Origin of the sequence: Bacillus sp. BML-BC051, from assembly GCF_019656175.1 — a bacterium.
GTDB lineage: Bacteria > Bacillota > Bacilli > Bacillales > Bacillaceae_G > Bacillus_A > Bacillus_A mobilis.
Map to the genome: position 1 here is coordinate 46593 of NZ_BPLI01000013.1, position 13837 is coordinate 60429.

Annotated in this window: 15 protein-coding genes and 1 riboswitch; of the genes, 5 read left to right on the plus strand and 10 right to left on the minus strand. The window is 36.2% G+C overall.

Going from position 1 to position 13837, the window contains the following annotated elements:
- Nucleotides 1-71: 71 nt before the first annotated feature.
- The 5 genes from K5S59_RS05790 to K5S59_RS05810 form a co-directional block, all read right to left on the minus strand.
- Nucleotides 72-977: a diacylglycerol kinase gene (locus tag K5S59_RS05790; protein ID WP_000977668.1), complete on the minus strand. Its 906-nt coding sequence runs from the start codon at nt 975-977 to the stop codon at nt 72-74.
- Between the two features lie 470 nt (nt 978-1447).
- Nucleotides 1448-2875, minus strand: coding sequence for an Asp-tRNA(Asn)/Glu-tRNA(Gln) amidotransferase subunit GatB (gene gatB / locus K5S59_RS05795; RefSeq protein WP_046958896.1), 1428 nt, complete (start codon nt 2873-2875; stop codon nt 1448-1450).
- Nucleotides 2876-2889: 14 nt separating this feature from the next.
- A complete protein-coding gene (gene gatA, locus K5S59_RS05800; RefSeq protein ID WP_000051449.1) occupies nt 2890-4347 on the minus strand; it encodes an Asp-tRNA(Asn)/Glu-tRNA(Gln) amidotransferase subunit GatA in 1458 nt (485 codons plus the stop codon).
- A 15-nt stretch (nt 4348-4362) separates the two neighbouring features.
- Nucleotides 4363-4653 carry an Asp-tRNA(Asn)/Glu-tRNA(Gln) amidotransferase subunit GatC gene (gatC, locus tag K5S59_RS05805; protein ID WP_000086999.1) on the minus strand — a complete coding sequence of 97 codons (291 nt, stop codon included), beginning with the start codon at nt 4651-4653 and terminating at the stop codon, nt 4363-4365.
- Between the two features lie 141 nt (nt 4654-4794).
- Complete coding sequence (locus K5S59_RS05810) at nt 4795-5031, minus strand: YiaA/YiaB family inner membrane protein (RefSeq protein ID WP_001254393.1); 237 nt, start codon at nt 5029-5031, stop codon at nt 4795-4797.
- A 231-nt stretch (nt 5032-5262) separates the two neighbouring features.
- Between K5S59_RS05810 and K5S59_RS05815 the strand changes: the two genes are divergently transcribed.
- The 4 genes from K5S59_RS05815 to K5S59_RS05830 all read left to right on the plus strand — a co-directional run bounded on the left by K5S59_RS05815 (nt 5263) and on the right by K5S59_RS05830 (nt 7716).
- Complete coding sequence (locus K5S59_RS05815) at nt 5263-5745, plus strand: MarR family winged helix-turn-helix transcriptional regulator (protein WP_000942464.1); 483 nt, start codon at nt 5263-5265, stop codon at nt 5743-5745.
- Nucleotides 5746-5821: 76 nt separating this feature from the next.
- Nucleotides 5822-7003 (plus strand): ArsA family ATPase, encoded by a 1182-nt coding sequence (locus K5S59_RS05820; protein WP_098258340.1) that lies wholly within the window; start codon nt 5822-5824, stop codon nt 7001-7003.
- Complete coding sequence (locus tag K5S59_RS05825) at nt 6996-7187, plus strand: DUF3926 domain-containing protein (protein ID WP_001206439.1); 192 nt, start codon at nt 6996-6998, stop codon at nt 7185-7187. Before K5S59_RS05820 ends, K5S59_RS05825 begins: the two co-directional genes overlap by 8 nt.
- 58 nt (nt 7188-7245) lie before the next feature.
- On the plus strand, nt 7246-7716 hold the full coding sequence (locus K5S59_RS05830; RefSeq protein ID WP_097844157.1) for an HXXEE domain-containing protein: 471 nt from the start codon (nt 7246-7248) through the stop codon (nt 7714-7716).
- A gap of 167 nt (nt 7717-7883) precedes the next feature.
- Here the strand turns inward: K5S59_RS05830 and K5S59_RS05835 are convergent, their stop codons facing one another.
- From K5S59_RS05835 to K5S59_RS05845, 3 genes are read right to left on the minus strand one after another with little or no spacing between them, the layout of a single operon-like run.
- Entirely contained in the window at nt 7884-8726 is an 843-nt protein-coding gene (locus tag K5S59_RS05835) for a MetQ/NlpA family ABC transporter substrate-binding protein (RefSeq protein WP_000721611.1), read from the minus strand.
- A gap of 21 nt (nt 8727-8747) precedes the next feature.
- On the minus strand, nt 8748-9413 hold the full coding sequence (locus K5S59_RS05840; RefSeq protein WP_001261881.1) for a methionine ABC transporter permease: 666 nt from the start codon (nt 9411-9413) through the stop codon (nt 8748-8750).
- The gene (locus tag K5S59_RS05845; protein WP_000622990.1) at nt 9403-10422 is read right to left on the minus strand and encodes a methionine ABC transporter ATP-binding protein; all 1020 of its coding nucleotides are present in this window, start codon (nt 10420-10422) and stop codon (nt 9403-9405) included. The genes K5S59_RS05840 and K5S59_RS05845 overlap by 11 nt, the downstream gene beginning before the upstream one ends.
- Nucleotides 10423-10545: 123 nt before the next feature.
- Nucleotides 10546-10650: riboswitch (SAM riboswitch) on the minus strand.
- Between the two features lie 393 nt (nt 10651-11043).
- Between K5S59_RS05845 and K5S59_RS05850 the strand changes: the two genes are divergently transcribed.
- Complete coding sequence (locus K5S59_RS05850) at nt 11044-11607, plus strand: cysteine hydrolase family protein (protein WP_097844158.1); 564 nt, start codon at nt 11044-11046, stop codon at nt 11605-11607.
- Between the two features lie 232 nt (nt 11608-11839).
- On the opposite strand, the gene K5S59_RS05855 is transcribed toward K5S59_RS05850, so the two are convergent.
- Nucleotides 11840-11989 carry a hypothetical protein gene (locus K5S59_RS05855; RefSeq protein WP_000521652.1) on the minus strand — a complete coding sequence of 50 codons (150 nt, stop codon included), beginning with the start codon at nt 11987-11989 and terminating at the stop codon, nt 11840-11842.
- A gap of 187 nt (nt 11990-12176) precedes the next feature.
- The gene (gene pruA / locus K5S59_RS05860; protein ID WP_000259558.1) at nt 12177-13724 is read right to left on the minus strand and encodes an L-glutamate gamma-semialdehyde dehydrogenase; all 1548 of its coding nucleotides are present in this window, start codon (nt 13722-13724) and stop codon (nt 12177-12179) included.
- Nucleotides 13725-13837: the final 113 nt, after the last annotated feature.

A 13837-nucleotide genomic window follows, 5' to 3' on the forward strand; every position in this document is an offset into this window, starting at 1 on the left:
ATTGTAAAAATACCATAAAAATCAAACTAACTTCCAATTTACAATTCCTCTATATAATAAAAAGGATGCCTTTATAGGGCATCCTCTTGATGTTCAGGAACAAATAGTTCGAGACAATGATATATATTTTCGAATTCCATCGGTGCATCTCCACCGTATTCACCATCTAAATTAATCATTAGTTTATCTGGTGAATGCACTTTAATTCGATTTGCTTGTGTGTATAGCACTTTTGGATTGTTAATATGTTCACCACGCTGTGCTTGTGTTGCAGCTTTAATTAAGTCAGCGATAGAACCTTTTTTCAGTACTAATAAATCAAATAATCCATCGTTAATTGATGCATATGGTGCTACCTTTTCAAAGCCGCCCACTGAACGAGTATTCGTAATTAAAAACATCGTAATTTCTTCTTGTAGCAACTTTCCATCATACTCAATTTCAACATATGTTGGATGTAATGATGGTAACATTTCGATTCCTTTTAAATAGTAAGCAAGTTGGCCTAATACTGTCTTTAGCTTACTAGGTACTTCATATGTTAATTCTGTAATACGGCCGCCACCAGCGATATTAATGAAATATGTATCATTCGCTCTACCAAGATCTAACGGAACTGTTTTCCCTTCACAAATAATATCCGCAGCCTCTTCAATAGCACGAGGTACACCGATCGCACGTGCAAAATCATTTGTCGTTCCAACTGGAATAATTCCAAACTTCGGACGATGTTCATGTCCTACTAAACCGTTCACCACTTCATTTAATGTACCATCACCACCAGCTGCGATAACAACATCAAATTTACGATCCGCAGCTTGCCTCGCTGCCACAGTCGCATCTCCAGGACCAGTTGTCGCATGACAAGACGCTTCATATCCAGCTTGTTCTAATTTTTGTAATACTTCCGGTAAGCTCTTCTTAAATAGCTCGCGCCCAGAAGTAGGATTATAAATAATTCTTGCTCGCTTCATCATTTATTAGCACAGGAAATTTCTTTATGTATCGAAAAAGAACATACCGAACTTCTATTCAGTATTCCCATGCCTACCTCCTCTCATCTTCCTATCCTTCTTTTATCTCGCTCAAACAGGCAGTAAGAACCCGATTCGTGTAGTCCATCAAAAGTAAATATTCATTTCAATGGTTTTGTTTTATTTGACAAAAATTTTATGTCCATCTATTTCCTCACAACAATTTACATATAACGAATAATGATTATCTATTATTTCATGAGATGAAAAAAACCTCTATGTCTAGATTTATCATTATTCCCACCTTTTTGCAACTATCATACCATAGTTGCTATACAAACATTTTTCCACTTTTGACAGTTAATCAAACGTTTGTTTAAACGATCTTCTCTCATTTAAACAAACGTTTGATTAACCTAGAAAAACACCCATGTACGGGTGTTTTTCTGCTTAATCTTTAAAAGTTATTACTATTATCGCTTATTAATCTCTTCAAGTAAGATTTTGTTAACAAGCGGTGGATTTGCTTGTCCTTTTGTGGCCTTCATAATTTGACCAACTAAGAAGCCAATTGCACGGTCTTTACCGTTTTTAAAGTCTTCGATAGATTGCTCATTATTATCAAGAATTTCTGTAACAACTTTACGAAGTGTACCCTCGTCAGAAATTTGAACAAGACCTTTCGCTTTAACGATTTCTTCTGGGTCTCCACCTTTTTCAATTAATTCGTTAAATACTTTCTTCGCGATTTTAGAAGAAATTGTACCTTTTTCAATTAATTGAACCATTTTAGATAAACCAGCAGGCGTTAATGCAACGTCTTTTAATTCTTTTTGTTGCTTGTTTAAGTATGCAAGCACTTCACCCATTAACCAGTTTGATGTTAATTTCGCATCAGCACCGTCTGCAACAGTTGCCTCAAAGAAATCAGACATTTCTTTCGTTAATGTTAATACGTGTGCATCATAAGCCGGTAAGCCAATTTCTGCAACGTAGCGAGCTTTACGTGCATCTGGAAGTTCTGGAATCGAAGCACGAATTTCTTCTTTCCACTCATCATCGATGTAAAGTTCAACTAAGTCTGGCTCTGGGAAGTAACGATAATCGTCAGATCCCTCTTTCACACGCATTAAGATTGTTTTCTTCGTTGCTTCATCATAACGACGTGTTTCTTGTTGGATGATACCACCAGATAACAATTCTTTCTCTTGACGCACTTGCTCGTGCTCAAGACCTTTTTGTACGTAAGTGAATGAGTTTAAGTTTTTCAGTTCCGCTTTTGTACCGAACTTCTCTTGTCCAACTGGACGAAGGGAAATGTTCGCATCACAACGCAAGGAACCTTCTTCCATCTTACAATCAGATACGCCAGTGTATTGAATGATTGATTTTAACTTCTCTAAGTATGCATATGCTTCTTCTGGCGTACGCATATCTGGCTCAGATACGATCTCGATTAAAGGCATACCTTGACGGTTGTAGTCTACTAATGAACCATCAGCTGTATGCGTTGATTTACCAGCATCTTCTTCTAAATGAAGACGTGTAATACCGATACGTTTCTTTTTACCGTCTACTTCAATTTCAATCCAACCATTTTCACCAATTGGCTTATCGAATTGAGAAATTTGGTAAGCTTTCGGATTATCTGGGTAGAAATAGTTTTTACGGTCGAACTTCGTTTCCGTTGCGATTTCACAGTTTAATGCCATTGCAGCTTTCATTGCAAAGTTAACTGCTTCTTTATTTAAAGTAGGAAGTACCCCTGGGTATCCTAAGTCAATTACACTTGTTTGTGTATTTGGCTCCGCTCCGAATTCTGTTGGACTCGCAGAGAAAATTTTCGAATTTGTTTTTAACTCAACGTGAACCTCTAAACCAATAATTGTTTCTAAATTCATCTATGCTCGCCTCCTTACAGACTTGCTTTTTTTGTATGATAGTCTGTTGCTTGCTCAAACGCATGTGCAACGCGGTAAATTGTCGCTTCATCGAAGTGTTTACCAATGATTTGTAGACCAAGTGGCATGTTGTTAGCACCGAATCCACATGGAACAGAAATAGCTGGAACACCCGCTAAGTTTACTGGGATGGTTAAAATGTCGTTTGCATACATTGTCATTGGATCATCAACTTTTTCGCCCACTTTAAATGCCGGAGTTGGCGTTGTTGGTCCAATAATAACATCGTAGTTAGCAAATACATTTTCAAAGTCGTTTTTAATTAATGTACGTACTTGTTGTGCTTTCTTGTAATATGCATCATAGTAACCAGAGCTAAGTGCAAATGTACCAAGCATAATACGACGTTTTACTTCATCACCGAAACCTTCGCTACGTGTGTTTTTGTAAAGATCTAATAAATTATTTACATTATCAGAACGAACACCGTAACGTACGCCATCAAAGCGTGAAAGGTTAGCAGATGCTTCAGAAGAAGATAATAAGTAATACGTTGCTAGAGCGTATTTAGAGTGTGGAAGAGATACTTCCTCCCAAGTTGCGCCCATACCTTCTAATACTTTTAAAGCAGCTAGTACTGACTCACGAGCTTCTTCGCCAACACCTTCTCCTAAGTATTCTTTCGGTACAGCAATACGTAAACCTTTAACGTCGCCTGTTAAACCAGCTAAGTAGTTTCCTACTTCAACGTTTGCAGAAGTTGCATCCATACGGTCAATACCTGAAATAGCTTGTAATAAGTATGCATTATCTTCTACTGTACGTGTAATCGGTCCGATTTGGTCAAGTGAAGATGCGAATGCAACTAATCCGTAACGAGATACACGTCCGTAAGTTGGTTTTAAACCTACAACGCCGCAATATGCAGCTGGCTGACGGATAGAACCACCCGTATCAGAACCTAGAGAGAATAATACTTCTCCTGCTGCTACAGCTGCTGCAGAACCACCACTAGATCCGCCTGGAACGTAATCTAAGTTCCATGGATTTTTCGTAGCGTAGAAACCTGAGTTTTCATTTGAAGAACCCATTGCGAACTCGTCCATATTTAATTTACCGATTGTAACTGTGTCAGCAGCTTTTAGCTTTTGCACAACTGTTGCATCATAAATCGGATCAAAGTTTGCTAACATTTTACTCGCACAAGTTGTACGAAGACCGTTAGTTACAATGTTATCTTTTACACCAATTGGCATACCGAATAATAAACCATTATCTTCAGCACCAATTTTTGCGTCTAATTCTTTCGCTTTCGCGCGTGCGTTTTCTTCATCTAATGTAAGAAAAGCTTTTACGTTATCTTCAACATCCGCAATACGTTTGTAAGATTCTTCTACTAAATCCGTAACGGAAATTTCTTTGTTGTTTAATTTCTTATGTAACTCTGATACGGAATGATCAAATAATGACATCGAAATTCCCCTCCTCTATTCTAATACTGCTGGAACACGGATTTGATTATCTTTGTGATCCGGTGCATTTTTTAATACTTCTTCAACTGGTAAACCTTTTTCTGGTACATCTTCACGCATAACATTTTTCATAGTTAATACATGAGTTGTTGGTTTTACATCAGTTGTATCTAATTCATTTAACTGTTCTGCAAATGTAACAATTGCATCTAGTTGTTTTTGAAATTTTTCAGCTTCTTGATCAGTAATTGCAAGACGTGCTAAATGTGCTACGTGCTTTACATTCTCAACGGAAATTCTTGACACGGCTAGGCCACCTCCATAATATATCGTTCAATCTACAATACTATTGATGATACCAAATTTTCAGTACTTCAAGCAAGTCAACACACGGCACTTACGGCATTTTTACATAAAAAAAGAAAGGCAAACGCCTTTCTTTACAATTTACTCTTTATCTAACGGTTTATTTTTCGGAAATCTCTCGTTATCTTCTTCATTATCACGAATTGTTTTTTGTAATACAAAACAAGACATCGTTAAAAATAATGTTCCAATTAAATAATATCCTTTTACACTAAGCGTTTCATCTAACGTATAAATTCCAATTAGCATACCTGAAAGCGCGCAAACAAATGAAGTCCATGCTAAAAACGTGAACGCTTGCGTATTACGTCTTCTCATCGTTCTCCCCCTCGTTAGCTGTACATCCATTATAGATAAGTATATTTATCATGATGGATTTTTATGTAAATTCTAGTTTTATATTTATAAATCTATCATAAAATAATACTATTTTAAAGTTAGTTTTCTGTCTAATCTGAAAAAACAGTTAAAAACATTGACATTTATTTCAATTCTACATAAAATAAAAACAAATATTACGAACCTCGAAATATACGGGAGTGGAATTAATTGTTGCAATACGAACATTTTTTAGACTTACTGCTAGATAACGCCAAGAAACTTTTCTATCCTGAGGAATGGGTAAGCCTAGATTTAACACTTTCTAAGACAGAAGTATTTTGTTTACTTTGGATGGAACGAAATACAGATATTACAATGACAAAAATCGCTGACCTTCTCGATATACCGATGAGTACAACGACAGGTGTTGTAAATCGCCTCGTAAAAAAGGGATATATTGAAAGGTACCGTGATGAAAACGACCGACGCATTGTATTAATTCGTTTAACAGAAGACGGTGTAATGCTCGTTCAAGAAGTAAAACAAAATGCAGCCCATTACTTTAACCTAGTGACAGAAGCATTATCAGAAGAAGAAAAAGCATTCTTACTACAAATATTCCAAAAGATTATGAATCACATTGCTACGTCACAGCAAAAAACTGAAGAAAAGGTTTCTACACCTAAAATGAAAAACATTCCGATTGAATAAAAACCCTATTAGGGTTTTTATTCAAAAAATTATTTCGTTACTCGTAATATTCGACATTCGAAACAAAGGGGATAGAATGATGAGAATTATTTTGTATACAGGTAAAGGCGGCGTAGGGAAAACTAGCATTTCAGCAGCAACAGCACTTCAAAGCGCAAAACAGGGATTAAAAACATTAGTAATGAGCACAGACCCAGCCCATAGTTTAGGAGATTCATTTGGTATAAAGTTATCTTCTGAGCCACTAGAAATTCGTAAAAATTTGTGGGCACAAGAAATTAATACAATTTATGAGATGGAAAAAGGCTGGGGAAAATTACAGAAATATATTACACTACTCTTCACTTCCAAAGCAGCTGATGATATTACAACAGAAGAATTAACAATGTTCCCTGGTATGGAAGATTTAATTAGCTTACTTCGCGTACTCGATTACTATAAACAAAACACTTACGACGTCATCATTATTGATTGTGCTCCAACAGGAGAGACATTAGCAATGCTCAGCTTTCCAGACATGCTCGGCTGGTGGATGGAAAAACTCTTTCCTATTAAAAGAAAAGTTTTAAAAGTTGTTCGTCCTGTAGCTCAACCACTTCTTGGTGTCCCCCTTCCAACCGATGATATTATGGACGAATTAACGAGTACACTTGAACAGCTTGGGGAAATGAGAGATATTTTATCAAACCGAGACGCAACAAGTATCCGCATCGTTGTAAATCCCGAAAAGATGGTCATTAAAGAAGCTCAGCGTAGCTTTACTTATTTAAACTTATATGATTATAACGTAGATGCGATTATGATCAACCGCGTCATCCCTAACACTGTCACCGATCCTTATTTTCAAGCATGGAAAGATACTCAAAAGAAATATAAAACATTAATTCAAAATAGTTTTGATCCACTTCCTATTTACGAAGCCCCTATGTTTGAACAAGAAGTTGTTGGTTTGTCTATGTTAGAGCGTGTAGGAGATGCTTTATTTAAATCAGATTCTTCTCCTACGGAAGTGAAATTTAACGGTCGCACTCAATATGTAAAAAAAGATGGTGATGAATATATTTTCGTTCTGTCCATTCCCTTCTCTAACAAAAGTGAACTTGCATTAAATCAAAAAGGTGATGAGCTTATCATTCGTGCTGGTTCCGTTAAGCGGAACATCACATTACCCAAAACTTTAACACACCTTTCTATTCAAGGAGCAAAATTCGAAGATGATGTACTAAACATTCGGTTTGGAGGTGTAGTGCATGCGTGAGGAACTACTAAGAAAGGTGATTCATGCAAAAATAAAAGTCGGTATGAATATATTAGAAGAATTACCTGCCCCAATTCAGCAATCAGCTAAGCAAATGTTAAATATTTTACAAGAGGAGCTAGCTGCTTATCCCCAAGAACAAGAGCATCATAAAGATACTTTAAAAAGTATCATAATTGAATGAGCATCTCTGGATAGAGGGCCTTTGTAGGCTTTCTATCTCCATATTGGAGTGATCTAAGTTGTTGAAAAAACATTCCACTATTATGCTTTGGATTATTCCCTTGTTATTTTTCATTCATAACCTAGAAGAATCTTTCCAAATGCCACAATATCTTGCTAATCAATTTTCAATTCATTTTATAACAAGCCAACAATTTTTCATTGCCATTTCCGCATTAACAATCTTTGTCTTACTTATCGTCTTTCTATATCAACTAAACTTCTTGTCTTCTATATACTGGGTTATTTTTATACAAGGGGCTATATTCTTCAACTCCGTTCAACATATTATTTTGTTTTTCATTTACCGTTCCTATAACCCTGGCGTAATATCGGCAGCTTTCATTATGATCTTTTCTATTTTCTTTTTTTCATTCGAAAAACACCTCATTCATAAAAAACAATTTATAATTACACTCATTTTCAGCTTATTTTCTTATCCTTTTATAATTTGGATTACTTTACTATTCGCTAGCTACTTTCATTCATAAAAAAAGACCAGGAAAACTCCTGGTCCATCACTCTACTTAACAAACATTGGATTCTACATTATACAAAATTGGAAGGTACAGAATTAGGGTTTTGTTTGTTAAGTAGATTATATGTTGAACGAGCTAACAGCGGAGGGGTTCCTACTATTAATCGTTAAACCCGATAATTATTTTACGATTTTTTCAAGCTCCTCAAGTGAAAGATCTACTGAAATGGAACCATCATTTGTTTCTTTCTTAATTGCATCTGTTACTTCTTTTGAATGATAGAGTTCAATTACTTTTTTCAGTGTTGGATCATCTTTATCTTTCGTACGAGCTGCGAAAATATTAATATATGGCTTCGCATTTTCATTCTTTGGATCTTCTAAGAAAATTGGATCCTTCGCTGGATCTAATCCAGCTTGACCAGCAACACCGTTATTAATAACTGAGGCTGCAACATCTTTTAATACACGAGGTGTTTGCTGGGCGATAACCGGTGTAATTTTTAACTTCTTCGGATTTTCAGCAATGCCGCTTGGATCTCCGAATAAACCAAAGTCTTTCTTAAGCTTTAATAAACCTGCTGCATCAAGAAGTTTTAATGCACGAGCTTGGTTCGTTGGATCATTTGGAATCGCAATTTCTGAACCATCTGGGATTTCACTTGCTTTCTTATGTTTTTCAGAGTATAAGCCCATTGGCGCAATTTGCGTTGTACCGACAGCTGTAATATCTAACTTATGCTCTTTTTTAAATTGCTCTAAGAAAGCAACGTGCTGGAATGAGTTTAGTTCAATATCTCCATCAGCTAACGCTTTATTCGGCGTTGTGTAATCAGAGAACTCAATCAGTTTAACTTTAATCCCTTCTTTTTCAGCTTTTCCCTTTACAATTTCCCAAGCGTTTCCATCCGTTCCAGTTACACCAATGCGAACTGTTTTCTCTTTTGCTCCTGCATCCGAGCAGCCGCTTAACGCTGAAATCCCTACAATTGTTGATAATGCAAATGCTAAAATTTTCTTCATTTCTTTTTCCCCTCTTCCCTTTTATGATCTGCGTAAAAAGACTTTCGCAAAGTAGTTCCCTAAGTTTTGAGCTACCTGTACGAGAATAATAAGTAAAACGACCGTTACGAACATAACTGATGTATCAAAACGTTGATAACCATATGTCATTGCCAAGTCACCAAGACCGCCACCACCGACAAGCCCAGCAACTGCAGAAAATTCAATTAAACCAACTGTCATAAACGTAACACCTAAAATCAATGGCGCTAACGCTTCTGGCACAAGGATTTCAAAAACAATTCTAATTGGTGAAGCCCCCATCGCTTGAGCTGCTTCAATGACTCCCTTTGGAACTGAAACAAGATTTGTTTCAACCATTCTAGCAATACCAATTGATGCAACTAACGTCATCGGAAAGATTGCTGCTGCTGTTCCAATCGTCGTTCCGATAACACTTCTTGTTAGTGGGCTTAAAGCTACTAAGAAGATAATGAATGGAACCGGACGAATTGTGTTAATAATGATATTAAGAATAGAAAAGACCCATTTATTTTCTAAAAAGTTCCCTTTTCTCGTTACATATAATAGTAAACCTAGAGGTATACCAAGAATTGTAGCGAATATAAGGGTTACAATTACCATTAAGAGGGTATCCCCCGTCGCATCTACTATGCGGGGCCAAAATATACTCCAATCAACTCGCATGAGCTTCTACCTCCTTCAGCTGCACTTGCAGTCTTAGATGTTGTAATGCTTTTTGAATTTCTTTTTGCTCACCTTGCAGTTCTACAAGTAGATTTCCAAATAGCACATTTTGAAGTTCAATAATATTTCCATAAAGCACGTTTACATCGACGTTATAGTTTTTTGCGATATATGATAGTACTGGTTGCCCTGTCTCCTCACCAGTAAATGTTAAGCGATAAATCTGTCCTCCGTTTTGAATTTTCGCTAGAACACTTTCTGGTAAATGATCATTAATAATAGAACGTACAAAGTTTTGAGTCGTCTTTGTTTTCGGTTGTGTGAAAACGTCAAACAGTTTTCCTTCTTCAATAACTTTCCCCTTCTCCATAACAGCTACACGATGACATACTTCTTTCACAACGTGCATTTCATGTGTAATAAGAAGAATTGTTACATTGTATTCTCGATTAACTTTCCTTAATAAGTTTAATATCTCTGTCGTTGTTTCTGGATCTAAAGCTGATGTTGCCTCATCACATATAAGAATATCCGGTGATGTTGCAAGTGCTCTTGCAATACCAACACGTTGTTTTTGACCACCCGATAGTTGCTCTGGATAATAGTCTGCTTTATCTTCTAATCCTACAAACTTCAGCAGTTCATTTACTCTTTCTTTTATCTCATTCTTTGGTACTTTCGCTAATTTTAATGGATAAGCAATATTTCCAAACACTGTTCTTGAATTAAATAAATTAAAACTTTGAAAAATCATCCCGATTCTTTGTCTTAGCTTCCGTAATTCTTTCGTCGATAACGATGTAATATCTTTATCATCTATTGAAATCGTTCCCGCTGTTGGTCTTTCTAACATATTTACTAATCGTAACAATGTACTCTTTCCAGCACCACTAAAACCGATAATACCGAAAATTTCACCTTTCTTAACGGATAATGTTACGTCCTCCACCGCATGAACTGATTGCCCACCTGATTCATATACTTTACTTACATTGTTAAAAGAAATCATTTTTTCCCCTCCTATACGCTGTAAAACCTTGAAGTAGAGCTTTCGAGGTAAAATAAAAAGTGCTCTCCTTCTTATCAACCATAAAGATAAGAAGGAGAGCACTTATATGTACTCGTTCACATCTTCTCATCTTCCAAGCCTTTATAGGCTTGCTGGAGTTAGCACGGTATTAAAAAACCCGTTGCTGAGGTATCGTAGGGCCAGTCCCTCCACCTCTCTGGATAAGAATGTATCGATTTAATTGTCGTTTAATTAATTCTCATTATAGAACTCAGAATAATAAGAGTCAATACATTTTTTAGAAAAATATTAATTATTTCTCTATTAAAATTTTCAAATAAAAAATCACATACAATAGTAATTTTTAAAGTTATGTTAAATTCCCTTCCCTCATATTTTTTAAAAGGAGAATCCTCTCTATAAAGTGAAACTATAATCAGTGGGGGTTTTGTTCATCCCCCACTGATTATCAGCCCTCACCAATCGGACATTTACGGACAGTTGATCTCCCACCTAACTTCTTTGCTCCAGCCGAATTTTGAGGTGGGAGTTTTACTGCCCGTTAATGTCGGATAAATTGAATACCATTATTTGAATATGAAATCGGAGGAAGATAAATATATGAAAACAGCTCTTTTACTCGTTGATATTCAAAATGATTATTTTCCACATGGAAAAATGGAATTGCGTAATCCAGTAGAAGCAAGCGAATATGCTAGTCAGTTACTACAATTCTTTAGAAAGAAAAACGAACCTATTTTTCATATCCAACATGTAGCAATTAAAGATGACGCTACTTTTTTCCTACCCAATACAGAAGGTGTACATATTCATGAAAGCGTACGCCCACTTAGAGAAGAAACCGTTATACTCAAACATTATCCAAATAGTTTTCGCGAAACCGATCTTCTAGAACGATTACAACGTTTAGATATTGAGCACGTCGTCATATGCGGGATGATGACCCATATGTGCATTGATGCTACCGTAAGGGCTGCTTTTGATTTCGGCTTTCCATGTACCGTTATACATGACGCTTGTGCTACAAAAGATCTTTCTTTTAAGAATGCTACGATACCAGCCGTTTATATTCATAACACAATTTTGGCTAGTTTAAATGGAGTATATGCAAATGTAATGAGTACAGAGGAGTTTTTGGCTACAAAAAAACACTCCCTTCAGTGAGCAAAACCGAAAAGAGTGTTTCTTGTCAAACCATAGATTTTCTTTCAAATTGTATTATACAGGAAATCCTTAAAATGAATACTAAAAAATATGACTAATAAGTCAACTTTTCTCGTTGTTTTGTTTCTATTTACATGTTTATCCCGATATTAATAGGGTTTAGCTAGTTCTAATTACCAAAAGGTAATATGTGGTAATTAGAACTGGTTTCTCCTATCAAAAACGTAACATATTATTTATCTGTTTGTTTTTGCTTCTTTTTCAAATACTCCGCACGCAAATTTTCAATTTGCTGCTTTTTATCAAATTTGGCAGGCGTCTGTTTTTCATGAAACTTTGCCACAGCTACCTGACTCTTGTAATCCAATTGATATTTTCCCACTTTGTTCACCTACTTTTCTTGTCCTTAAAGAGAATCTATTCAACAAATATAATATATCTTATTTACTGAAGTAAACCTTATTACCTTATTAGTTTTTCTAAGTATATCTATCTTAATCCACATATAGAAAGTTTTTCAAAAAAAAAAAGAGATCTTCGCAGACTGCGAAGATCTCTCCTACTATTTCTTATAAAGTTTCAGAAGTAGTTTTTGCTTGCATGTGAAGTGCTAAGTAGTCAGGGCCACCAGCTTTAGAGTCTGTACCAGACATGTTAAAGCCACCGAATGGTTGGTAACCTACGATTGCACCAGTACATCCACGGTTAAAGTATAAGTTACCCACATGGAATTCTTCACGTGCTTTTTCAATATGGTCACGGTTATTAGTAACAACAGCACCTGTTAAACCGTATTCTGTATTGTTTGCAATTGCTAGTGCATGATCAAAGTCTTTTGCTTTACAGAATGCTACTACTGGTCCGAAGATTTCTTCTTTCATTAAGCGAGCATCTTCTGCAACGTCAGCAACGATTGTTGGTTGGATGAACCAGCCTTTAGAATCGTCTCCTTCGCCACCTGCTAAGATTCTACCTTCTTCTTTACCAATTGCAACATAGCTCATTACTTTATCGAATGCAGCTTGGTCATTAACAGGACCCATGTTTGTACCTAATACAGCTGGGTTAGCAACTGTTAATTCTTTCGTTAATTCAACAGCACGATTTAATACGTAATCGTATACATCTTCATGGATTACTGCACGAGAACATGCAGAACATTTTTGTCCTGAGAATCCGAATGCTGATGCAACGATAGATTTAGCTGCTAATTCAAGATCTGCTTCTTTATCAACAACAATTGTATCTTTACCACCCATTTCAGCGATAACGCGTTTTAACCAAATTTGGCCTGGGTTTACTTTCGCTGCACGTTCATAAATACGGATACCTACATCACGAGATCCAGTGAAGCTCACGAAACGTGTACGAGGGTGATCTACTAAGTAGTCACCAACTTCAGAACCATTACCTGGAACGAAGTTTACTACGCCAGCTGGTAAGCCAGCTTCTTCTAATACTTCCATGAATTTCGCTGCTACTACAGGAGTTGTACTAGCTGGTTTTAGTAATACTGTGTTACCAGAAACTAAAGCAGCTGTTGTCATACCTGCCATAATTGCGAATGGGAAGTTCCAAGGAGAAATGATAACACCTACTCCTAATGGAATGTAAGAGAAACGATTATATTCAATTGGACGGCTTTCTACTGGAATACCGTCTTTTAATTTTAACATTTGACGACCATAATATTCCATAAAGTCGATTGCTTCTGCTGTATCAGCATCTGCCTCATTCCATGGTTTACCTGCTTCTTTTACAAGAATAGCAGAGAATTCATGCTTTCTGCGACGAACGATTGCTGCAGCGCGGAATAAAATGTCTGCACGCATTTCTGGCTTTGATTTTCTCCAAGTTTGGAATGTTTCATCCGCTACTTGCATTGCTTTTTCAGCTAACTCACGGCTTGCTTTTGAAACGCGACCAACAAGTTCCTCTTTATTTGCAGGGTTTACAGAAACAATTTTGTCTTCTGTAGTGATTTTTTCTCCCCCAATAATTAATGGATAGTCTTGTCCAAGATAAGATTCTACTTTCTTTAAACCTTCTTCAAACGCTAATTTGTTAGCCTCCACTGAAAAATCTGTAAATGGCTCATGTTTGTATGCTACTACCATTTTTTTAGCCTCCCCTTAGAAAAACGTTTACATTTTACAACATTATTCTACACGATAATTTAGATTTATTCAAATATTCCTAGACTTATATTTTAAAAATTAATTAATTTTTA

Excerpts from the sequence above, each read along its gene's own strand:
- K5S59_RS05790 (WP_000977668.1), bottom strand. The coding sequence starts at position 977 with ATGATGAAGCGAGCAAGAATTATTTATAATCCTACTTCTGGGCGCGAG.
- gatB (WP_046958896.1), bottom strand. The coding sequence starts at position 2,875 with ATGAATTTAGAAACAATTATTGGTTTAGAGGTTCACGTTGAGTTAAAA.
- gatA (WP_000051449.1), bottom strand. The coding sequence starts at position 4,347 with ATGTCATTATTTGATCATTCCGTATCAGAGTTACATAAGAAATTAAAC.
- K5S59_RS05810 (WP_001254393.1), bottom strand. The coding sequence starts at position 5,031 with ATGAGAAGACGTAATACGCAAGCGTTCACGTTTTTAGCATGGACTTCA.
- K5S59_RS05820 (WP_098258340.1), top strand. The coding sequence starts at position 5,822 with ATGATGAGAATTATTTTGTATACAGGTAAAGGCGGCGTAGGGAAAACT.
- K5S59_RS05825 (WP_001206439.1), top strand. The coding sequence starts at position 6,996 with ATGCGTGAGGAACTACTAAGAAAGGTGATTCATGCAAAAATAAAAGTC.
- K5S59_RS05835 (WP_000721611.1), bottom strand. The coding sequence starts at position 8,726 with ATGAAGAAAATTTTAGCATTTGCATTATCAACAATTGTAGGGATTTCA.
- K5S59_RS05840 (WP_001261881.1), bottom strand. The coding sequence starts at position 9,413 with ATGCGAGTTGATTGGAGTATATTTTGGCCCCGCATAGTAGATGCGACG.
- K5S59_RS05845 (WP_000622990.1), bottom strand. The coding sequence starts at position 10,422 with ATGATTTCTTTTAACAATGTAAGTAAAGTATATGAATCAGGTGGGCAA.
- K5S59_RS05850 (WP_097844158.1), top strand. The coding sequence starts at position 11,044 with ATGAAAACAGCTCTTTTACTCGTTGATATTCAAAATGATTATTTTCCA.
- pruA (WP_000259558.1), bottom strand. The coding sequence starts at position 13,724 with ATGGTAGTAGCATACAAACATGAGCCATTTACAGATTTTTCAGTGGAG.